This window comes from Massilia sp. NBRC 108631 (assembly GCF_059704565.1).
The window spans coordinates 156,088-175,326 of sequence record NZ_BAAKJE010000066.1 but is presented as its reverse complement, the minus strand read 5'-3'; the positions used below and the strand labels follow the sequence as shown (position 1 = coordinate 175,326).

At 67.3% G+C, this 19,239-nt stretch carries 18 protein-coding genes; 4 read left to right on the top strand and 14 right to left on the bottom strand.

The annotated features are described in order from the left end of the window. Positions 1-33: 33 nt before the first annotated feature. Positions 34-975, top strand: a complete 942-nt coding sequence (locus AC6H42_RS08000; protein ID WP_057154329.1) for a GlxA family transcriptional regulator — start codon at positions 34-36, stop codon at positions 973-975. Positions 976-1,003: 28 nt separating this feature from the next. Here AC6H42_RS08000 and AC6H42_RS07995 read toward each other — a convergent pair whose 3' ends face one another. Both AC6H42_RS07995 and AC6H42_RS07990 read right to left on the bottom strand, forming a co-directional pair. Further along, the gene (locus AC6H42_RS07995; RefSeq protein WP_497547787.1) at positions 1,004-4,525 is read right to left on the bottom strand and encodes a response regulator; all 3,522 of its coding nucleotides are present in this window, start codon (positions 4,523-4,525) and stop codon (positions 1,004-1,006) included. 110 nt (positions 4,526-4,635) lie between these two features. Continuing rightward, a complete protein-coding gene (locus AC6H42_RS07990) occupies positions 4,636-5,079 on the bottom strand; it encodes a MarR family winged helix-turn-helix transcriptional regulator (protein WP_057154219.1) in 444 nt (147 codons plus the stop codon). A gap of 110 nt (positions 5,080-5,189) precedes the next feature. On the opposite strand from AC6H42_RS07990, the gene AC6H42_RS07985 reads away from it, so the two are divergent. The 3 genes from AC6H42_RS07985 to fnr are packed head-to-tail and all read left to right on the top strand — an operon-like array spanning position 5,190 to position 6,721. Then, positions 5,190-5,411, top strand: a complete 222-nt coding sequence (locus AC6H42_RS07985) for a YgaP-like transmembrane domain (protein ID WP_057154218.1) — start codon at positions 5,190-5,192, stop codon at positions 5,409-5,411. Then, positions 5,398-5,916 (top strand): RNA polymerase sigma factor, encoded by a 519-nt coding sequence (locus AC6H42_RS07980; RefSeq protein WP_057154217.1) that lies wholly within the window; start codon positions 5,398-5,400, stop codon positions 5,914-5,916. Before AC6H42_RS07985 ends, AC6H42_RS07980 begins: the two co-directional genes overlap by 14 nt. Positions 5,917-5,962: 46 nt before the next feature. Continuing rightward, positions 5,963-6,721: a fumarate/nitrate reduction transcriptional regulator Fnr gene (fnr, locus tag AC6H42_RS07975; protein ID WP_057154216.1), complete on the top strand. Its 759-nt coding sequence runs from the start codon at positions 5,963-5,965 to the stop codon at positions 6,719-6,721. Positions 6,722-6,727: 6 nt separating this feature from the next. Here fnr and AC6H42_RS07970 read toward each other — a convergent pair whose 3' ends face one another. From AC6H42_RS07970 to AC6H42_RS07915, 12 genes are all read right to left on the bottom strand, one after another. Next, the gene (locus tag AC6H42_RS07970; protein WP_057154215.1) at positions 6,728-7,243 is read right to left on the bottom strand and encodes a FixH family protein; all 516 of its coding nucleotides are present in this window, start codon (positions 7,241-7,243) and stop codon (positions 6,728-6,730) included. Positions 7,244-7,266: 23 nt separating this feature from the next. Further along, entirely contained in the window at positions 7,267-8,652 is a 1,386-nt protein-coding gene (gene ccoG / locus AC6H42_RS07965) for a cytochrome c oxidase accessory protein CcoG (RefSeq protein WP_497547786.1), read from the bottom strand. Next, the gene (gene ccoP / locus AC6H42_RS07960; RefSeq protein ID WP_057154213.1) at positions 8,627-9,595 is read right to left on the bottom strand and encodes a cytochrome-c oxidase, cbb3-type subunit III; all 969 of its coding nucleotides are present in this window, start codon (positions 9,593-9,595) and stop codon (positions 8,627-8,629) included. Before ccoP ends, ccoG begins: the two co-directional genes overlap by 26 nt. Continuing rightward, on the bottom strand, positions 9,588-9,746 hold the full coding sequence (locus AC6H42_RS07955) for a cbb3-type cytochrome oxidase subunit 3 (RefSeq protein WP_057154212.1): 159 nt from the start codon (positions 9,744-9,746) through the stop codon (positions 9,588-9,590). The genes ccoP and AC6H42_RS07955 overlap by 8 nt, the downstream gene beginning before the upstream one ends. A 1-nt stretch (position 9,747) precedes the next feature. Further along, positions 9,748-10,362, bottom strand: coding sequence for a cytochrome-c oxidase, cbb3-type subunit II (ccoO, locus tag AC6H42_RS07950; protein ID WP_057154211.1), 615 nt, complete (start codon positions 10,360-10,362; stop codon positions 9,748-9,750). A 30-nt stretch (positions 10,363-10,392) separates the two neighbouring features. After that, positions 10,393-11,811, bottom strand: a complete 1,419-nt coding sequence (gene ccoN, locus AC6H42_RS07945) for a cytochrome-c oxidase, cbb3-type subunit I (protein ID WP_057154328.1) — start codon at positions 11,809-11,811, stop codon at positions 10,393-10,395. Positions 11,812-11,913: 102 nt separating this feature from the next. Beyond that, positions 11,914-12,057: a cbb3-type cytochrome oxidase assembly protein CcoS gene (gene ccoS / locus AC6H42_RS07940; protein WP_057154210.1), complete on the bottom strand. Its 144-nt coding sequence runs from the start codon at positions 12,055-12,057 to the stop codon at positions 11,914-11,916. A gap of 10 nt (positions 12,058-12,067) precedes the next feature. Further along, the gene (locus AC6H42_RS07935) at positions 12,068-14,602 is read right to left on the bottom strand and encodes a heavy metal translocating P-type ATPase (protein WP_082551652.1); all 2,535 of its coding nucleotides are present in this window, start codon (positions 14,600-14,602) and stop codon (positions 12,068-12,070) included. Next, the gene (locus tag AC6H42_RS07930) at positions 14,599-15,477 is read right to left on the bottom strand and encodes a sulfite exporter TauE/SafE family protein (protein ID WP_057154209.1); all 879 of its coding nucleotides are present in this window, start codon (positions 15,475-15,477) and stop codon (positions 14,599-14,601) included. Before AC6H42_RS07930 ends, AC6H42_RS07935 begins: the two co-directional genes overlap by 4 nt. A gap of 7 nt (positions 15,478-15,484) precedes the next feature. Continuing rightward, the gene (gene hemN / locus AC6H42_RS07925) at positions 15,485-16,978 is read right to left on the bottom strand and encodes an oxygen-independent coproporphyrinogen III oxidase (protein WP_497547785.1); all 1,494 of its coding nucleotides are present in this window, start codon (positions 16,976-16,978) and stop codon (positions 15,485-15,487) included. Between the two features lie 14 nt (positions 16,979-16,992). Continuing rightward, positions 16,993-18,657 (bottom strand): methyl-accepting chemotaxis protein, encoded by a 1,665-nt coding sequence (locus AC6H42_RS07920; RefSeq protein ID WP_497547784.1) that lies wholly within the window; start codon positions 18,655-18,657, stop codon positions 16,993-16,995. A 114-nt stretch (positions 18,658-18,771) separates the two neighbouring features. Then, the gene (locus AC6H42_RS07915) at positions 18,772-19,239 is read right to left on the bottom strand and encodes a MarR family winged helix-turn-helix transcriptional regulator (protein ID WP_497547783.1); all 468 of its coding nucleotides are present in this window, start codon (positions 19,237-19,239) and stop codon (positions 18,772-18,774) included.

Sequence of the window (19,239 nt, the reverse complement as noted above, 5' to 3'; positions counted from 1 at the left end):
TATGCCATATATACCTCGTTTTGGGACATGAACATGACACGCAAGATAGGACTGCTGCTCTTCCCCCGCTTCCAGGTGCTGGACCTGGTCGTTACCACCGTGTTCGAGGTGGCCAATGAACTGAAGGGGGAAAGCTGCTACAGGATGGAGCTGTTGTCCGAGCACGGCGGCGTGGTGCCCAGCTCGTCCGGCGTGCCGGTGATGACGGAGCCGTTCGGCAGCCATAGCTACGATACGGTGCTGGTGGGCGGCGCGATGGAACTGGTGGTGTCGACGCCCGGCTTCATCGATTTCCTGCGCTCTGCCAGCGCGCTGTCGCGCCGCACGGCGAGCATCTGCACCGGCGCCTTCCTGCTCGCCGAAGCGGGCCTGCTGGACGGGCGCCGCGCCACCACGCACTGGTGCCAGGCGCGCGTGCTGCAGCATATGTATCCCAAGGTGAAGGTGGAGGAGGACCGCATCTTCACGCACGACGGCCGCGTGTGGACCTCGGCCGGCATGACGGCCTGCATCGACCTGTGCCTGGCGATGGTGGAAGCGGACCATGGCGTGGAGCTGGCGAAGGCGGTGGCGCGCAAGATGGTGGTGTACCACCGCCGCAGTGGCGGGCAGTCGCAGTTCTCGGCGCTGCTGGAGCTGGAACCGAAGTCGGACCGCATCCAGGTGGCGCTCACCTATGCCAAGAGCAATCTGCGCAAGCCGCTGTCGGTGGATGAACTGGCCGATGCGGCAAACCTGAGCAGGCGCCAGTTCAGCCGCACCTTCCGCATCGAGACCGGCCAGTCGCCGGCGCGCGCGGTGGAGGTGCTGCGGGTGGAGGCGGCGCGTGCGCTGATCGAAGCGGGCACGCTGTCCATCGACGTGGTGGCGCGTGAGACGGGATTCGCGGACCCGGAGCGCATGCGGCGCGCTTTCCTGCGCGCATATGGCCAGCCGCCGCAGGCCATCAAGCGCGCGGCGCGCGGGCAGGCATGAGGGAGCCGGCCGGGCCGTCCTGCTGCGCCTAGCGGTCGGTGCGCTCCAGCCAGTCGGCGGCTTCCTGCAGGGTGGCTTCCAGCACGCCGCGCACTTCGGCCAGGCGCGCGGGCAGTTCGCCGCTGCGCTGCTGGGAAATGGCGCTTTCCGCCTCCAGCGTGACGCGGATCAGGCGCTTGGCGCCCAGCACGCCGATGGCGCCGCGCAGTCCGTGCAGGACTTGGGCGGCCTCGGCGGCGCGGCCCTCGCGCCAGGCGCGGTCGGCGTCGTCCATCGGCTGCATGCCTCCTTCCAGCGCGCCGCGCACCATCTTGAACATGACCTGGCGGCCTTTCGGGTCCTTGCCCATCACCCGCACCAGGCTGTCCATGCTGAACAGGGGTTCGGCCGCCGCCGGGGCAGCGCTGGACGCCATCGCCGAGGCCGGCGCGGCGGCGGGGGCTGTCAGCGCCGGCGCGGGCGCAGGCGGCGCGTCGCCGGCGCGCTGGCCCGGCAGGTGGCGCTGTATCACCGCCATCATTTCCTCCACCACCACCGGCTTTGGAATGAAGTCCGTGATGCCCGCCTCCACGCAACGGTCGCGTTCCGAGGCCAGCACGCCGGCCGTCATCGCAATGACCGGCAAGGTCAGTTTGAACTCGCGGCGCAGCATGGCGGTGGCGCTGAAGCCATCCAGCACCGGCATCTGCATGTCCATCAGCACGATGTCGTAGCGGCCGGCGTGCTCGCGCATGATGTCCACCGCCTGCTGGCCGTCGCCCACCACGTCCAGCGTGGCGCCGGCCAGTTCCAGTATGCCGCGCGCCACCGCCTGGTTCAGCAGATTGTCCTCCACCAGCAGGAAATGCCGGCCCTGCAGGCGGCCGGCGATGCCTTCCGCCTGCGCATTGTTCTCCTCGCCGCTCTTGGCCACCAGCGCCTGGTGCAGTGCGTCGAACAGGCTGGAACTGGTGATGGGTTTTACCAGCACCACGTCGGCCTCCGGCGCGCCCGAGATCTCCTCCAGCTGGCCGCGCGCGAAGGCGTTGACCATGACCACGATGGGCTGCGCGTGCGGCCCGGCAGCCTGCCGTATGGCCTTGGCGACGGCCACGCCGTCCATGCCGGGCATGTGCCAGTCGGCCAGCACCACGTCGTAAGGCTTGCCGGCCTGTTGCTGTGCGCGGAAGCGCGCAATCGCTTCAGCGCCGGACGCCACCTCGTCCGCCGCCCAGCCCCAGGCGCGTATCAGCTTGCCCACCAGGTCGCGCGTGGTGCTGCTGTCGTCCGCCACCAGCAGGCGCAGCGCGCCCAGTGCGGGCTGGCGCTTGGCCGCAGGCGGCAGCACGGTAAACGGCAGGCTGAACCAGAAGCGGCTGCCCTGGCCCTCCTGGCTGTGCACGGAGATCTTGCCGCCCATGAGTTCTATCAGGCGCCGGGTGATGGCCAGCCCCAGGCCGGTGCCGCCGAAGCGCCGCGTGATGCTTTCGTCCCCTTGCGAGAAGGCGCCGAACAGTTGCCCCAGCTGCGCTTCGCTGATGCCGATGCCGGTGTCGCTGACGTCGAAGCGCAGCACTGTGCGATGGTCCGCCGCGTGCCCGCCATGGTTGCCCGCGGCCTGCTCCACGCTGACCCGCACCACCACCTCGCCCTGCTGCGTGAACTTGACGGCGTTGCCGGCCAGGTTGACCAGCACCTGCTGCAGCCGCAGCGCGTCGCCGTGCAGCAGGCGCGGCACGTCCGGCTCCACGGCGATGGCCAGCTCCAGTTCCTTGTCGCCGGCGTTCATGGTCATGGTGGTGGCCAGCGTGCTCATCACCTCGTCCAGGTCGAAATCGGTCGGCGCCACTTCCATGCGGCGCGCTTCGATCTTGGAGAAATCCAGTACGTCGTTCAGGATGGCCAGCAGGGTCTGGCCGGAGGACTGCACCATGGAAAGGAATTTGCGCTGCTGCGCCGTCAGCGGCGTATTGCCAAGCAGGTAGGCCATGCCCAGCACCGCGTTCATCGGCGTGCGGATTTCATGGCTCATATTGGCCACGAAGTCGCTCTTGGCGCGGTTGGCCGCCTCGGCGCGGTCGCGCGCCTGCTCCAGTTCCGCCGCGCGCGCCTCCACTTCGAGCTGCAGGCGGTGGCGCTCGGTGATGTCGGCGATCATGGCCAGCACCTTGGCGCCCTCGCCGGTCTGGATCGCGCTCAGGTTGACCTCCACCGGGAAGCCGCTGCCGTCCTTGCGCTGGCCGAACAGCTGCCGGCCCTCGCCCATGCGCACCGGCTCCGGCGTCAGCCGCGTGGCGGAGAAGCCCTGCCGCAGCCGGACATGGGCCGCACGCTGGACCGACGGCAGCAGCGTCTCGACCGGCTGTCCCAGCACTTCCTCCCGCTGGTAGCCGAAGTAGCGCTCGGCCTGGCGGTTGAAGGTTTCGATGCGGCCGTCCGCGTCCACCACTACGAAGGCGTTCGGCGCCAGTTCGATCAGGTCGTTCAGGCGCCTGTCGGCGGCCAGGCGCTCCTGCATCAGTGAATTGAAGGCGGTCGCCAGCGCGCCGATTTCGTCCTCCTGCCTGACCGTTATCGGCGTGTAGTCGGCTGCGTTGCCGCGCATGCGCTCGATGGCCCCGCGCAGCTGCGCCAGCGGCGACATCAGCCGCATGGTGAGCCAGCCGATCAGCGCGGCGGCCGCCAGCGAAGCCAGGCAGCTCCACACCGCCAGCCGCGCCAGCATGCCCTCGAAAGGCTCGAACGCCTCCTCCACCGGCAGCGAGGCGGCCAGCACCCAGTCCACCGACTTGAGGGTCTTGAAGCTGTTCAGCGCGCGCAAGCCGACGCTGTTGGTGCTGATGACCGTGCCCTCGAAGCCTTCGTTGAGGGCGCGCGTGGTGGCCGGATTGGCATTGGCCGGGCGCGGCTTCATCAGCCGGTTCAGGTCCGGGTACAGCACGTACAGCGGCACCTCGGCGCGCGTGACGGCGAAATAGTAGCCGGTGCGGCCGACCTTGGCGGTACGCAGGTGGCCCAGCACATTGTCCTTGTACAGGCGCAGCACGCCGATCAGCACGGCCCGCACTTCGCCCTTGTGGTCCAGGATGGGCGCGGCCATCTGCACGATGGGCTGCTTGCCGGTGCGCCCGATCACCGGCTCGGCGATCAGCGGCTGGCGCGTGGCCATCACGCGCTTGAAGTAGGCCCGGTCGCTGGCGTCCACGCCCATGCGGCCTTGGACCACCGGCAGGTCGGAGATCACCCGTCCCTGCGGGTCCAGCACCAGCACGTCGTCGAACAGGGACAGCACGGCGCGGTTGGCGTAGTAGGCGCGCAGGGCGGCCGCATCGCCGGCGATCTCCAGCGGCTGGTTTTTGGCCGACAGGGCGATAATCCCCAGCAGCATATTGAGCTTGTCGTCCAGCTCTTCGGCGGTGCGGTTGATCAGGGCGGTTTGCTGCGAAAACAGCACGCGCGTGAAATCGGCCTCCATGCGCTGCATTTGCATCACCGTTACCAGCACCACCATCACCACCGAGGTGATGCTGGTAGCCAGGGCAACCTTGACTTTGATACCGAGAGGTTTCATGTCTTCCTTGAGGAGGGACGCTGGGGAATTCTCCTATCAAAGTGGTTTTTTAGCAAGACACGCATGGTCCGGCGGCTGCGGGGTGTCGCCTTTCGCGCCAGCGTGGCCTTTCAGGAAAGGTTGCTGTTCAGTTTATCCAGCCCGCTGGCCAGCTGCTCCACATCCCGGTGGGTGATGGCGCAGGCGTGGGCGAACTGCTGGCTCACCCGCAGGCCGGCGGCGCGCAGCTCCTTGCCCTTGTCGGTCAGGGTCAGCACGCGGTTGCGCTCGTCCTGCGGATCGCGCCCGCGCAGCAGGTAGCCTTCCGCCTCCAGCCGCTTGACCAGGGGCGTGATCGAGCCCGAGTCCTGCTGCAGGCGCTGGGCGATGTCCTTGATGCCCAGGCCTTCCTGCTCCCACAGCACCACCATCACCAGGTACTGTGGATAAGTGAGATTGAGTTCGGCCAGCAGTGGCTTGTAGTGCTGCGTCATCTTCAGCGACGTCGAATACAGCTTGAAGCACAGGTGCTGGTCCAGCGTCGGGGGCTTGGGATGGTTATTTTTTTCGCTCATGGCGTGTAGCCTACCAAAATATTTTTGAATCCGCGAATCCAAACCCGCTTTGCCCGCCTCTTAGTAGCCGAGGGACGTCCTCTTGATGCAATCTACCAAAGGAGAGCAAAATGTTCTATGTGAAAAATGTACCGAATGGCGAGCGCGTGTTGCGCGTGGTGGCCGGCCTGGCGGCAGCGGCTATCAGCCTGATAGCGGTGGACGGCGCGCTGGGCGCGCTGCTGGCGGCGTCGGCGGGCGGCATCGCCGCCTCCGGCCTGTTCGGCTTCTGCCCCATGTGCGCCTTGGTGGGCCGCCGTCTCGATAAAGCGAAGAAGAATGGCACTGTCTGATCATCATTTGCCGGTGCTGGACGCCGCCCACCGCGGCGATCCGGCCGCGCTGGCCCAGTTGCTGCGCCTGTGCCAGCCCGACATCCGGCGCTACGCCCAGCGTTCCTGCCTGATCAGCGACGTCGACGACGCCGTGCAGGAGGCGCTGCTGGTGCTGTCGCGCCGTCTGGAGGCAGTGCGCATGCTGGCGGCGTTTTCCGGCTGGCTGTTCAAGGTGGTGCAGCGCGCATGCCGCCGCCTTGGCCGCGCCGCGCTGAACTACGACCCCTACGGCGAGGAACACGCCGAGCAATGGCTGGCCGCGCAGGACACGGCCGGTCTGCGGCGCGACCTGGTCAACACCCTGGAGTCGCTGCCGGCCGACTACCGCGAGGTGATACTGCTGCGCGACTTCGCCGAAATGAGTATCGCCGAAATCGCTGCGGAGCTGGGCTTGAGCGTGCCGGCGGCCAAGAGCCGTCTGCACCGCGCGCGCCAGATGGCGCGCGAATACCTGATCGCCTGAGTGCGGATTAGGCGATTTGCGGCGGTGCATCGTTTACACTGCGCGGATGACTATCGAGCTTCCATCCCTGACCATTCCCGGCATGACGGTCGACGTGCTGCGCGCCAAGTGCGCCAATTGCAGCATGCACCAGCTTTGCCTGCCGATGGGACTGGGCGCGGCCGACATGGATCGCCTGGACGAGATCATCGGCCGCCGCCGCAAGGTGCCGCGTGGCGGAACGCTGTTCCGCATCGGCGACCCCTTCGCCAGCCTGTACGCGATCCGCCTCGGCCACTTCAAGACCTACCAGGTGAACCCGGACGGCGCCGAGCAGATCACCGGCTTCCAGATGGCGGGCGAATTGCTCGGCATGGACGCCATCAGCACCGACCGCCACCACTGCAACGCCATCGCGCTGGAAGACAGCGAAGTGTGCGACATTCCGTTTGCCAGCCTGCAGCAGCTGCTGGCCGACATGCCGGCCCTGCTGCGCCACTTCCACCGGATGATGAGCCAGGAGATCACGCGCGAACAGAGCGTGATGCTGTTGCTGGGGAATATGCAGGCCACGCAGCGCTTCGCCGCGTTCATCGTCAACCTGTCCTCGCGCTACGAGGCGCGCGGCTACTCGGCGACGCAGTTCCAGCTGCGCATGTCGCGCGAGGAGATCGGCAACTACCTGGGGCTGACCATCGAAAGCATCAGCCGCCTGCTGTCGAAGTTCAAGAAGGAGGCGCTGCTCAAGGTCAGCAACCGCGAAATCGAACTGCTCGACCTGCCGCGCCTGAAGGCCATCACGGCCGGCACCGACCGCTGCGGCTGACCTTTCCTAGTCGGCCCGCACCGTCACTTCGCGCTGCGCTGGCCACTGCCAGCTGCCTTCCAGGCGCCAGTCGCGCTGTTCGTTTTCCAGCAGCACCTGCCAGCGGCTGCGCTCCAGCATCGGCAGCGCCGCTTCGAAGCTGCCGTCGGCGGCGGGCGCCAGTACCAGTTTGATGTCCCGCTCCGGCTGCGTGGCGTGCGCCAGGTGCAGCAGCACGCGTTGCGTTGCCGCGCCGCTGGAGACGCCGGCGACGGAGCCCCTCAGCACGCCGCGCGCCACGTCGTAGCGCAGCTCGGCCGACAGCCCCAGCGCGCTGGCCGCGCGGTCGCGCCGCAAGTCCTGGTTGATGGCCTTGCCGCGCTTGTAGTAGTCGCCCACCACCAGCGAATCGGGCTGCGAGAAGGCCAGCCAGCCGGTGTACAGGCCAGCCAGCAGCACGATGAACGGTCCCAGCATCAGCAGCCAGGGCCAGCGCTGCGACCACCACGGCTGGGGCGGGGCGGAAAAAGTAGTCGATTGCATGATGCGTCCCTCAAGTTATCCAGTTATCGCGGCACGATGAATACCGCTTCTTCCTTCACCCGCAGCGCCGGATCGTCCACCGCCGTCAGCTCGACGGCGATCTTGTTCGAACCCTTGGCGCCGTCGCCGTGGGCCGCGCGCAGGCGGATCGGCACCGCGCGCGTTTCCGTGCCGGCCAGCTCCACCTCGTTGTCCGTCACCACCGCCAGCGACGGCAGGCCGGACACGCTGATGCGGTAGCGGTGTCCCTGCTCGGAGGTGTTCATGATCTGCAGCCGGTACACGTTCTCTATCATGCCGTCCTCCACTTCGCGGCCCATGGCGCCGCGGTCGCGGATCACGTCCATCTTGAGCGGCGTGCGCAGCCACAGGGCGGCGCCGACCGCGCCGATGATGAACAGCAGGATGGCGCTGTAGATCAGCACGCGCGGGCGCAGCGCATGCTGGCGGATCTGCTTCGGCGTGTAGCGCTCGGCCAGCGCATGGTCGGTGCTGTAGAGCACCAGGCCGCGCGGCTGGCCGATCTTGTCCATCACGCTGTTGCAGGCGTCCACGCAGGCCGCGCAGCCTATGCATTCGTACTGCAGGCCCTTGCGGATGTCGATGCCCACCGGGCACACCTGCACGCACATGGAGCAGTCGATGCAGGAGCCGTTGCCGTCCTTCACGCCGCCTTTGCCGAGCGGGCCGCGCGGCTCGCCGCGCTTGGCGTCATAGGTGATGATCAGCGTGTCGCGGTCGAACATCGAACTCTGGAAGCGCGCATAGGGGCACATGTACTTGCACACCTGCTCGCGCAGCCAGCCGGCGTTGCCGTAGGTGGCCAGGCTGTAGAACAGCACCCAGAACCATTCCCATGGTCCGAAGCTCAAGGTCAGCGCTTCCTGCGCCAGCGACTTGATGGGCGTGAAATAGCCCACGAAGGTGTAGCCGGTCCACAGCGCCACCGCGCCCCAGGCCAGGTGCTTGCCGCCCTTGCGCCAGGCCTTGTTGAAGGTGGCGCCCTCCTTGGCCAGCCGCATGCGCGCGCTGCGCGTGCCTTCGAACTTGCGCTCTATCCACAGGAAGATCTCGGTGTATACGGTCTGCGGGCAGGCGAAGCCGCACCACACCCGCCCCGCGATGGCGGTGGCCAGGAACAGCAGGTAGGCGCAGATGATCAGCAACGCCGCCAGGTAGATGAAGTCCTGCGGCCACAGCACCAGGCCGAAGATGTAGAACTTGCGCGAGGCCAGGTCGAACAGCAGGGCCTGGCGGCCGTTCCACGTCAGCCACGGGGTGCCGTAGAAGGCCAGCTGCGTGAGCCAGACAAACGCCCAGCGCAGGCTGGCGTAGCGGCCCTTGGTCTCGCGAGGATAGATCTCCTCGCGGGCCGCGTACATCTTAATGACTTGTTCCGGCGCGTTCATGCTCGCTGCTTTCAGCCTTGGCTACGGCCGGTTGGTTCGACAAGCCCCACACGTAGGCGGCCAGCACGTGCACCTTGCCTTCGCCGAGGAAGTCCGCGAAGGCCGGCATGGTGTTGTTGCGGCCCTTGCGGATGGTTTCCATGATGGTCTCGGCGCTGCCGCCGTACAGCCACACCTTGTCCGCCAGGTTGGGCGCGCCCAGCGCCTGGTTGCCGGTGCCGGCGCCGGTATGGCAGCCCATGCAGGCGTTGAACTTGTTCTTGCCGAACACCACCTTGATCGGGTCGGCCGCGCCGCCGGACAGGCTCAGCACATAGTGCGCCACGTTCTCCACGTCCTTGTCCGACCCGAGCGCCGCGCCCATCGGCGGCATCACGCCGTGGCGGCCGTTCATGATGGTGGTCTTGATGACGTCCGGCGCGCCGCCGTACAGCCAGTCCTTGTCGGTCAGGTTGGGGAAGCCCTTGTTGCCGCGCGCGTCGGAGCCGTGGCACTGGGCGCAATAGGTCAGGAACAGGCGTTCGCCAATGGCCTGCGCCTTCGGATCGGCCGCCACCGCCTGCACCTCCTGCTTCAGGTACTGGTTGAACAGCGGGCCGTACTCCGCCTCGGCCAGCTTCAGCTCCTTGGTGTACTGGCCGCTGGACTGCCAGCCCAGCTTGCCGGCGTAGTCGCCCAGGCCGGGATACAGGAACAGGTAGGCCAGGCCGAACACGATGGTGATGTAGAACAGCCACATCCACCAGCGCGGCATCGGCGTATTCAGTTCCGTCAGGTCCTCGTCCCAGATATGGCCGGTGGTGCCCACCGGCGCGTTCACATCCTTGAGCGCCTTGACCTTGTGCTTGGACTGCGACCAGAGCAGCACCGCGCAGCCGAACACGCCGAGCAGCGTGAGCGTCACAATGTAGTAGTTCCAGAAACCGCTGGTGAAGTCAGACATGGTCTTTCTCCTCGTCGGCGAATGGCAGTTGCGCGGCTTGCGCAAAGCCGGCCTGGTTGCGGCGCGCGTAGGCCCACGCAACGATGCCCATGAAAGTGATGAATGAGATGACGGTCATCACGCGGCTGGCGTTGTCAAACAGGTTTTCCATGTCAGTTCCTCGTCTTGATCTGGGTGCCCAGGCCTTGCAGGTAGGCGATCAGGGCGTCTTCCTCGGTCTTGCCTTCCAGTTCGGCCGGAGCGGCGGCGATCTCGGCGTCCGAGTACGGGTCGCCCAGGCGCTGCAGCGCGCGCAGGCGCGGCACGATGTCGGCCGGTTTCAGCGCGGCCTTGGCCAGCCACGGGTAGTTCGGCATATTCGATTCCGGCACCACGTCGCGCGGGTTGGCCAGGTGGGTCTTGTGCCATTCGTCGCTATAGCGGCCGCCTACGCGCGCCAGGTCCGGGCCGGTGCGCTTGGAGCCCCACTGGAAGGGACGGTCGTAGACGAATTCGCCGGCCACGGAATAGTGGCCATAGCGTTCGGTCTCGGCGCGGAACGGGCGCACCATCTGCGAGTGGCAGTTGTAGCAGCCTTCGCGCACGTACACGTCGCGGCCCGCCAGGCGCAGCGGGCTATACGGCTTCAGGCCCGCCACCGGTTCGGTGGTCGATTTCTGGAAGAACAGCGGTACGATCTCCACCGCGCCGCCGACCGACACCACCAGCGTCACCAGCACGATCAGCAGCCAGGGGTTCTTCTCTATCCATTCATGCGAAAATTTCATGTTCTTAACTCCGTTGTCATTGCGCTGAAATCAGGCGGCTTTCAGTTCGGGGATGCGGGCCGTAACCGGGGCGCGGCCGCGCAGCGTCATCCAGGTGTTGTAGCCCATCAGGCACATGCCGCCCAGGTACAGCAGGCCGCCGGTGAAGCGCACCACGTAGTAGGGGTAGGTGGCTTTCACGCTCTCGACGAAGGTGTAGGTCAGCGTGCCGTCCGGGTTCACCGCGCGCCACATCAGGCCCTGCATCACGCCGGCGATCCACATCGCGGCGATGTACAGCACGATGCCGATGGTGGCGACCCAGAAGTGCAGGTCGATCAGCTTGACGCTCCACATCTGCTTCTGGCCGGCCAGGCGCGGCAGCAGGTAGTAGATCGAGCCCATGGTGATGAAGCCGACCCAGCCCAGGGCGCCGCCGTGGACGTGGGCGATGCCCCAGTCGGTGTAGTGCGACAGTGCGTTGACGGTCTTGATCGACATCATCGGGCCTTCGAAGGTGGCCATGCCGTAGAACGACAGCGAGACGATCATGAATTTCAGGATAGGGTCGGTGCGCAGCTTGTGCCATGCGCCGGACAGCGTCATCATGCCGTTGATCATGCCGCCCCACGACGGCGCCAGCAGGATCAGCGAGAACACCATGCCCAGCGACTGGGTCCAGTCGGGCAGCGCGGTGTAGTGCAGGTGGTGCGGGCCGGCCCACATGTAGGTGAAGATCAGCGCCCAGAAGTGGACGATGGACAGGCGGTACGAATACACGGGACGCTCGGCCTGCTTTGGAATGAAGTAGTACACCATGCCCAGGTAGCCGGCGGTCAGGATGAAGCCCACCGCGTTGTGGCCGTACCACCACTGGATCATGGCGTCCTGCACGCCGGTGTACATCGAGTAGGATTTGGTCAACGTTGCCGGCATGCTCATGCCGTTCACCACGTGCAGCAGCGTCACGGCCAGGATGTAGCCGCCGAAGAACCAGTTGGCCACGTAGATGTGTTCCACCTTGCGCTTGATGACGGTGCCGAAGAACACGATGGCGTAGGCGATCCACACCAGCGCGATCAGGATGGTGATGGGCCATTCCAGCTCGGCGTATTCCTTGCCGCGCGTGAGGCCCATCGGCAGCGTGACGACCGCGCTCAGGATCACCGCCTGCCAGCCCCAGAAGGTGAAGGCGGCCAGCTTGTCGGAGAACAGCCGCACCTGGCAGGTGCGCTGCACCACGTAGTAGGAGGTGGCGAACAGGCCCGAGATGCCGAACGCGAAAATCACCGCGTTGGTGTGCAGCGGACGCAGGCGTCCGTAGGTAAGCCAGGCGATGTCGAGGTTGAGGCTGGGCCAGGCCAGCTGCGCGGCGATGATGACGCCGACCAGCATGCCCACGATGCCCCAGACCACCGTGGCGATCGCGAACTGCTTCACGATCTTGTAGTTGTACTGTGCTTGATCCACTTTGTGTTCTCCCAAGAACGCTTTGATGATGTAAGTCAAAGGTTACGTGGGTGGGGCCTAAAAAACTTTGATGTGGATCAAAATTGGCCGAACGAGGAAGAGCTAGCTGTCGTCGTCCTGCAGCACGCGTAGCGCGGGGCCGACAAGGTCGTCGAACTGGCCGTTGTCGGACGCCTTGAAAAAGATCCACAGCGCGCCGAAGACCAGCGCCACGCTCAAGGGGACCAGCAGATACAGGGCTTCCATGATATTTCCTCTATTTTTCCGCGCGCAGGCGCAGCGCATTGAGCACCACCACGGCGGAACTGATGGCCATGCCGGCGCCGGACAGCCAGGGGTTCAGGTAGCCCAGCGCGGCGGCCGGAATGGCGGTGACGTTGTACAGCGTGGCCCAGGCCAGGTTCTGGCGTATCACGGCCATGGTGTGTGCGGCGGCGCGCGCGGTGTCGGCCACTGCGCCGAGCTGGCCGTTCATCAGCACCGTGTCGGCGTGGGCTTGCGCCAGCGCGGCGCCGCTGCCCATGGCAAACGAGACATCGGCGGCGCTGAGCACTGCGGCGTCGTTGATGCCGTCGCCCACCATCGCCACCACCGCGCCATCGCGCTGCAAGTCCTGCACGAACGCCAATTTTTGCTGCGGCAGGAACTCGCCGCCCGCCGCCGCGATGCCCAGGCCGCGCGCAACCTGCTGCGTGATCGCCTCATTGTCGCCGCTGAGCAGCACCAGCTGCTTGCCCTGGGCGCGGAAGTAGTCGACGGTGTCTTGCGCGTCCGGCCGCAGCGCGTCGCACAGCAGGAAGCGCGCGATCCACTCGCCGCCGCAGCCCAGGTACACCGGCGTGGCCTCGGCACCATCGGCGGCGGTGTCCGGCAGGGCCGCGACGGCCAGCTTGGCGGAGCCGGCGATGCCGGCCACGAAGGCCGCGTTGCCGAGGCGGTAGCGGGTACCCTGCACCACGCCTTCCAGGCCCTGGCCCGGCAGTTCCTGCACGTCGGCGGCGTTCCAGCGCGCCATCACGGCCGCTTCGCCCGCTGCCGCCAGGATGGCGCGGCCGATCGGGTGCGCACTGTTGGCCTCCAGCGCGGCCGCCACCTGCAGCGCGGCGCTGGCGGCGGTGTGGCCCAGCGGGTCCACGCGCTGCACCGTGGGTTTGCCCAGCGTGAGCGTGCCGGTCTTGTCGAATACCACGTGGGTGGCGCGGTGCAGCGTTTCCAGCACGTGCGGCCGCACGATCAGGATGCCTTTGCCGAGCAGGCGGTCGGTGGCGGCGGCCAGCGCCGACGGGGTGGCCAGCGACAGCGCGCACGGGCAGGACACCACCAGCACCGCGATCGCTATCGGCCAGGCGCGTGCGGCGTCGTGCCAGCTCCACCAGGCAAATGCGGCCAGCGCGAACAGCAGCAGGGCGGCCACGAACCGCGACGCGGCGCGGTCGGCCCACTGCGAGATCTGCGGCTTGTCCGAGCCGGCGTTCTCGATCAGCTTGAGCAGGCCGGAAAGCGTGCTGTCGCTGGCCGGCTTGACCACGCGGGCCACCACGGCGCTGCCGGCGTTGATAGCTCCGCCGGGCACCGCGGCGCCCACCGCCCTGTGCTGAGGCGCGCTCTCGCCGGTCAGCAGCGACAGGTCGACCGAGGTATGGCCCTCCACGATGTCGCAGTCTGCAGCGAAGGTCTCGCCCGGCTTGACGTGGATCAGGTGCCCGATGCGCAGCGCGGCTGCCGGCACGGTGCTGACGCGGCGGTCCAGTGGCCAGTCCGGCATATGCGAGGCCGACGCCGGCAGCCCGTGCTGCATGCGTTCCAGCGCGGCGCTGGCCTTGCGCCGCGCCGCCAGTTCCAGGTAACGGCTGCACAGCAGCAGGAAGATGAACATGGTCACCGAGTCGTAGTACACGTCGCCGTGCCCGCGCCAGGTGGCAATGCAGCTGGCCGCGAAGGCTGCGGCGATGCCCAGCGCCACCGGCACGTCCATGCCCAGCGCGCGGGCGCGCAGGCTGTTCCAGGCGCCGCGGAAGAAGGGCAGCGCCGAATAGCATACGGCTGGCAGCGTCAGCAGCAGGCTGGCCCATTGCATCAGCGCGGCCATGCCGGCGTCCAGCGTGCCGTCGTCGGCCAGGTAGGCGGGGGCGACGTACATCATCACCTGCATCATGGACAGGCCGGCGACGAACAGCTGGCGGCCCAGCGTGCGGCCGGCCTGCTGCAGCTGCCTGCTGTGGCGGGCGGCATCGTAGGGCCAGGCCTGGTAGCCGATGCCGTGCAGCGCGCCCAGGATGTCGGCAGGCCGGCACCGGTCTTTGTCCCAGCGCACTTGCAGGCGCTCGGTGGCCACGTTCATGCTGGCGCGCTGCACGCCGGGCAGCTGCATCAGGCGCCGTTCTATCAGCCACACGCAGGCGGCGCAGCGGATGCCTTCTACCAGCAGGGTGGCTTCGGCGTTGGCGGTGCTGCCGTCGCGCGCGCGGAAGCGCGGATCGGCGTTGTCGTACAGGGCCAGTTCGGGCGGCACCAGCTGCCCCTGCGCGGCGGTGGCGGCGTAGCCGGTGCGGTCCTTGTAGTAGGAGGCTTGCCCGGCGTCGGCAATGGCTTGCGCGACGGCGGCACAACCGGGGCAGCACATGGCGTGTTCGACACCGTCGATGCTGGCGGACCAGCGCTCGCCGCGCGGCAGCGGCAGGCCGCAGTGGTAGCAGTCGGATTGCGCAGGCGTGCCGTGCGGCGCCGCAGCCGTCGACGGTGCTGGCGCGGCGCTGCGGGCTGCGCGGGAGGCGTACTGGCCGTCGTTCATGGCCGGGTTCCTATGCACAGCGCGTCGAGCCAGCCGTGGGCTGCCGTGGCGTCGGGCATGCCGAGCGCGTGCAGCAGCGGCGCGGCGGCGCCGCTGGCGCGCAGCAGGCCCAGCAGGCCGAACGCCAGGACCAGCAGGCCGCAGGCGGTGCGCGCGGCGCGCCGCTGCAGCAGCTGGCGCACCTGCAGGCCCAGCGCGCCAAGGGCTGCCAGCATGGGCAGGGTGCCGAGTCCGAAAGCGAGCATCACTGCCGCGCCGCGCGCGGCCGAACCGCTCAGCGCTGCGGTCAGCAGCACGCTGTAGACCATGGCGCACGGCACCCAGCCCCACAGCCCGCCCAGCGCCAGCGCCTTGGCGGGGCTATCCATCGGCAGCAGGGGGCGCAGCAATGGCTGCAGGCGCTTCCACAACGCGCCGCCGGCGGCCTCCAGTCGGGACAGGCCGCGCCAGGCGTTCATCAGGTACAGCCCGAGCGCCACCAGCATCAGGTTGGCCAGCAGGAAGGCCGCGTTCTGCCAGAATGCGGCCTTCGACAGGCTGGCTGCGCCGCCCGCCAGGCCGCCGGCGATGGCGCCCGCCAGCATGTAGCTGCCGATGCGGCCGGTGTTGTAGGCCAGCAGGCGCAGCGCGGCGCCGCCGGCCACTGCCGCTGCCGGCGCGTGCTGCGCGGCGGGCGTGCAGGGCATCGCCTGCATGGCGGGGGCGGCAAGCCGCAGCGGGGCTGGAGCGGCGGCGATGGGGATCACCCGCCCGGCTGCCTTGGCGGCGCCGGGCGCGGCCGACAGCGCGCCGACGATGCCGCCGCACATGCCTATGCAATGCACGCTGCCGGCCAGGCCGACCAGGAACACCGGCAGCAGATTGACCCCGTCCATGGCGTTCTCAGATCGTTTTCGAGTAGCGCAGCGGCTGCGTTGTGGAGGCGGCGGATGCGCAAGCGGCGTCGTCCTGCGCACGCGGCATGCCGAGATAGCGGTCGAACACCATGCAGATATTGCGCACCAGCAGGCGGCCCTTCAGCGTTACCGACAGCCACTCGCTGTCGATGGCGATCAGCCCGTCCTCCTCCAGCGCGCGCAGCTGCGCCAGCTCGCCGGCGAAGTACTCCGCGAAGCGCAGCGGGTAGGCCATCTCGATGGAAGCGATCGACAGCTCGAAGCTGCACATCAGCTTTTGGATGATGATGCGGCGCAGCAGGTCGTCGGTATTGAGCTTGATGCCGCGCGCCACCGGCAGCACGCCCTGGTCCAGCTTCTCGTAGTAGGCCTCCAGCGTTTTCTCGTTCTGGCTGTAGGTATTGCCCACCGAGCTGATGGCCGACACGCCCACCGCCACCAGGTCCGCTTCCGCGTGCGTGGAATAGCCCTGGAAGTTGCGGTGCAGCCGACCCTGGCGCTGGGCCACCGCCAGGTCGTCGCCAGGCTTGGCGAAATGGTCCATGCCGATGTACACGTAGCCGGCCGCCGTCAGTTCACGGATGCACAGCGCCAGCATGTCCAGCTTCACGTCGGCCGGCGGCAGGTCGGCTTCGAGGATGCGGCGCTGCGGCTTGAACAGGTGCGGCAGGTGCGCGTAGTTGTACAGCGAAATCCGGTCCGGGCTGGCGGCGATCACTTTCGCCATGGTCTGGCGCATGCTGTCCAGCGTCTGCTTGGGCAGGCCGTAGATCAGGTCGATGCTGATGGAGCGGAAGCCGGCGTCGCGCGCGGCCTGCATCACGGCCAGCGTTTCCGCTTCGGGCTGGATGCGGTTGACCGCCTTTTGCACGTCCGGGTCGAAATCCTGCACGCCCAGGCTGACGCGGTTGAAGCCCTGCTGGCGCAGCGAATGCACCCGTTCGCGCGACACGGTGCGCGGATCGATCTCGATCGAGTACTCGCCCTCTTCGTCCGGCGCGAACTCGAAGTTCTTGCGCAGGTGGCTCATCAGCTCTTCCATCTGGCGGTCGCTCAGGTAGGTCGGCGTGCCGCCGCCGAAATGCAGCTGGCCGAGCTGGTTCATGCCGGAGAACAGCTTGCCCTGCATGCCGATTTCCTGCTTCAGGTAGCTCAGGTAGGTGGCCGCCTTGCTGCGGTCCTTGGTGACGATCTTGTTGCAGCCGCAGTAGTAGCACACCGTGTCGCAGAACGGCACGTGCACGTACAGCGACAGCGGGCCGCGCCCGCCGCCGCGCATCTTCAGGCCGGCCACCGCTTCCAGGTAGCTGCCGTAGCCGAAGTCGGCGCTGAAGCGGTCGGCGGTCGGGTAGGACGTGTAGCGCGGGCCGGAGGTGCTCAGGCGGCGGATGGTGGCGGGGTCGAAGCGCAGCGGCTGGGCTGCATCGCCAGTGCTGGGCGCAGCGGTGGCGCCGGCGGCGCCGAAGATTTCCTGGGTCATGGCCGTCACCGCTTTCACGCAGCCAGGCGCTTGGCGCCGCTGTCTTTGCCCTTGCCGCTGCTGCGGATCGGGCTCACTTTGCCGCGCTGCGCCGGCAGCGCGCGCTTGCCGAACTTGAACAGGCTGACCGCCTGCGACAGGCCGCCCGCTTCCACCGCCAGGCTGTTGGCCGCCGCCGCCGCTTCCTCCACCAGCGCCGCGTTCTGCTGCGTCACCTGGTCCATATGGGCAATGGCCTGGTTCACCTGGTCCACGCCGATGCTCTGTTCGCGCGAGGCCACCGAGATCTCGTGCATGATGGCCGTGACCTGCTTGACCGAGCTGACCACCTGTTCCATGGTGGCGCCGGCGCGGTGCACCTGCGTCATGCCGGCGCTGACCTTGCCCACCGAGACGTCGATCAGGTGCTTGATGTCCTTGGCCGCCACCGACGAGCGCTGCGCCAGGTTGCGCACCTCGCCCGCCACCACGGCGAAGCCGCGTCCCTGTTCGCCGGCGCGGGCCGCCTCGACCGCCGCGTTCAGCGCCAGGATATTGGTCTGGAAGGCGATGCCTTCGATCAGGGCGATGATGTCGACGATCTTGCGCGAGGACGCGTTGATGTCGTCCATGGTGGCGATCACGTCGGCGACGATCTCGCCGCCTTCCACCGCCACGCTGGAGGCGGCCAGCGCCAGTTCGTTGGCCTGCACCGAATTCTCGGCGTTCTGCTTCACGGTCGAGGCGAACTCCTCGATGCTGGACGCGGTTTCTTCCAGGCTGGCGGCCTGCGCTTCGGTGCGGCCGGACAGGTCGGCGTTGCCGGCGGCGATCTGGCGCGTGGCCACGGCCATGGTTTCCACGTTGACGCGCACGTCGCGGATGGTGGCGATCAGGTTGCTGTTCATCTGTTGCAGGGCGCGCAGCAGCTGGCCCACCTCGTCGGTGGCGCTGGTGTCGAAGGACCCGGACAGGTCGCCCGCGGCGATGGCGCGCGCGCCGTCCAGCGCCTTGCCCAGCGGCTGCAGCACGCTGGTGCGCAGGGTGTACCACAGGAACACATTGACCAGCAGGCCGATGAAGGTGGCACCGAAGATGGTGTAGCGGGTCAGCCCGGAACTGCCGTCGCCGAACAGGCTGGCCAGGCAGACGAACAGCAGCAGCGTGTTGACGCCGCTGGTGGCGGCCCAGATGCGCGCGGCCAGCGAGAAATGGCCCAGGCGCGACAGCAGGTTGCCCACGCCGGGGTGGATCAGCTGGCCGTTCTTGATGACGATGCCGGCCGTCTTGCCGCCTTCGCGGATCTGGCGGTAAGCCTGCTCGGCGGCCCGCACCTGCTCGTTCGAGGCCTTGGTGCGCACCGACATATAGCCCAGGGTCTGGCCGTTTTCGCGGATCGGCGTGATATTGGCCTTGACCCAATAGTAGTCGCCGTTCTTGCAGCGGTTTTTCACCAGCCCGGTCCACGGCGTGCCGCTGCGGATCGAGCTCCACAGGTCGGCGAAGGCTTGCGGCGGCATGTCGGGATGGCGCACGATATTCTGCGGCGCGCCGATCAGTTCCTGTTCGCTAAAGCCGCTGACCTGCACGAAGTAGGGATTGACGTAGACAATATTGCCATTCAGATCAGTCTTCGAGACGATGGCCTGGTCTTCTGCAATCTCGACTTCACGGTTGGTGACGGGTAAATTGGTGCGCATCTGTGCTCTCCTGCGGGCTGTTTGCTTGCTCTATCGCAAGACATGCAGCCAGTGTAAGGAGTGCGGCGGGCAATTTTATTGATGTAGATCAAAAATGCCCGGATTGCGCCCGCTTCATTTCTCGGGCAGCGATCTCAGCAGGTTGTCGCGCAGCGCCACCACGCTTTTTTGCATTTTCGGAAATTCCTGGGCCGACAGGCCGCAGGCCTGGAACAGGTTTTTGCCCTCGGAGGCCTTGCGGCGCAGTTGCTGGCCCGCGTCGGTCAGGCTGACCAGCACCTGGCGCTCGTCGGCCGCGTCGCGCCGCCGCGTCAGGTAGCCCTGGGCTTCCAGCTTCTTCAGGATGGGCGTCAGCGTGTTCGACTCCAGGAACAGCTTCTCGCCCAGGCCGCTGACGGTCTGGCCATCCTGCTCGGACAGCGCGATGATGGTGATGTACTGCGTGTACGTCAGGCCCAGCTCGTCGAGGATGGGCTTGTACGCCTTGCCGAAGGCCAGGTTGGCCGAATAGATGGCAAAGCACAGGTAGTCCGCCAGCGGCAGCTTGGCGGCGTCGGGTGCAGCGGGGGCGGACGGGTCCAT

Coding starts and splice junctions, on each gene's coding strand:
- AC6H42_RS07970 (WP_057154215.1), bottom strand. CDS start 7,243: ATGCAATCGACTACTTTTTCCGCCCCGCCCCAGCCGTGGTGGTCGCAG.
- AC6H42_RS07920 (WP_497547784.1), bottom strand. CDS start 18,657: ATGCGCACCAATTTACCCGTCACCAACCGTGAAGTCGAGATTGCAGAA.
- AC6H42_RS07980 (WP_057154217.1), top strand. CDS start 5,398: ATGGCACTGTCTGATCATCATTTGCCGGTGCTGGACGCCGCCCACCGC.
- fnr (WP_057154216.1), top strand. CDS start 5,963: ATGACTATCGAGCTTCCATCCCTGACCATTCCCGGCATGACGGTCGAC.
- AC6H42_RS07995 (WP_497547787.1), bottom strand. CDS start 4,525: ATGAAACCTCTCGGTATCAAAGTCAAGGTTGCCCTGGCTACCAGCATC.
- AC6H42_RS08000 (WP_057154329.1), top strand. CDS start 34: ATGACACGCAAGATAGGACTGCTGCTCTTCCCCCGCTTCCAGGTGCTG.
- ccoP (WP_057154213.1), bottom strand. CDS start 9,595: ATGTCTGACTTCACCAGCGGTTTCTGGAACTACTACATTGTGACGCTC.
- ccoG (WP_497547786.1), bottom strand. CDS start 8,652: ATGAACGCGCCGGAACAAGTCATTAAGATGTACGCGGCCCGCGAGGAG.
- ccoO (WP_057154211.1), bottom strand. CDS start 10,362: ATGAAATTTTCGCATGAATGGATAGAGAAGAACCCCTGGCTGCTGATC.
- ccoS (WP_057154210.1), bottom strand. CDS start 12,057: ATGGAAGCCCTGTATCTGCTGGTCCCCTTGAGCGTGGCGCTGGTCTTC.
- AC6H42_RS07915 (WP_497547783.1), bottom strand. CDS start 19,239: ATGGACCCGTCCGCCCCCGCTGCACCCGACGCCGCCAAGCTGCCGCTG.
- AC6H42_RS07990 (WP_057154219.1), bottom strand. CDS start 5,079: ATGAGCGAAAAAAATAACCATCCCAAGCCCCCGACGCTGGACCAGCAC.
- hemN (WP_497547785.1), bottom strand. CDS start 16,978: ATGACCCAGGAAATCTTCGGCGCCGCCGGCGCCACCGCTGCGCCCAGC.
- AC6H42_RS07985 (WP_057154218.1), top strand. CDS start 5,190: ATGTTCTATGTGAAAAATGTACCGAATGGCGAGCGCGTGTTGCGCGTG.
- AC6H42_RS07955 (WP_057154212.1), bottom strand. CDS start 9,746: ATGGAAAACCTGTTTGACAACGCCAGCCGCGTGATGACCGTCATCTCA.
- AC6H42_RS07930 (WP_057154209.1), bottom strand. CDS start 15,477: ATGGACGGGGTCAATCTGCTGCCGGTGTTCCTGGTCGGCCTGGCCGGC.
- AC6H42_RS07935 (WP_082551652.1), bottom strand. CDS start 14,602: ATGAACGACGGCCAGTACGCCTCCCGCGCAGCCCGCAGCGCCGCGCCA.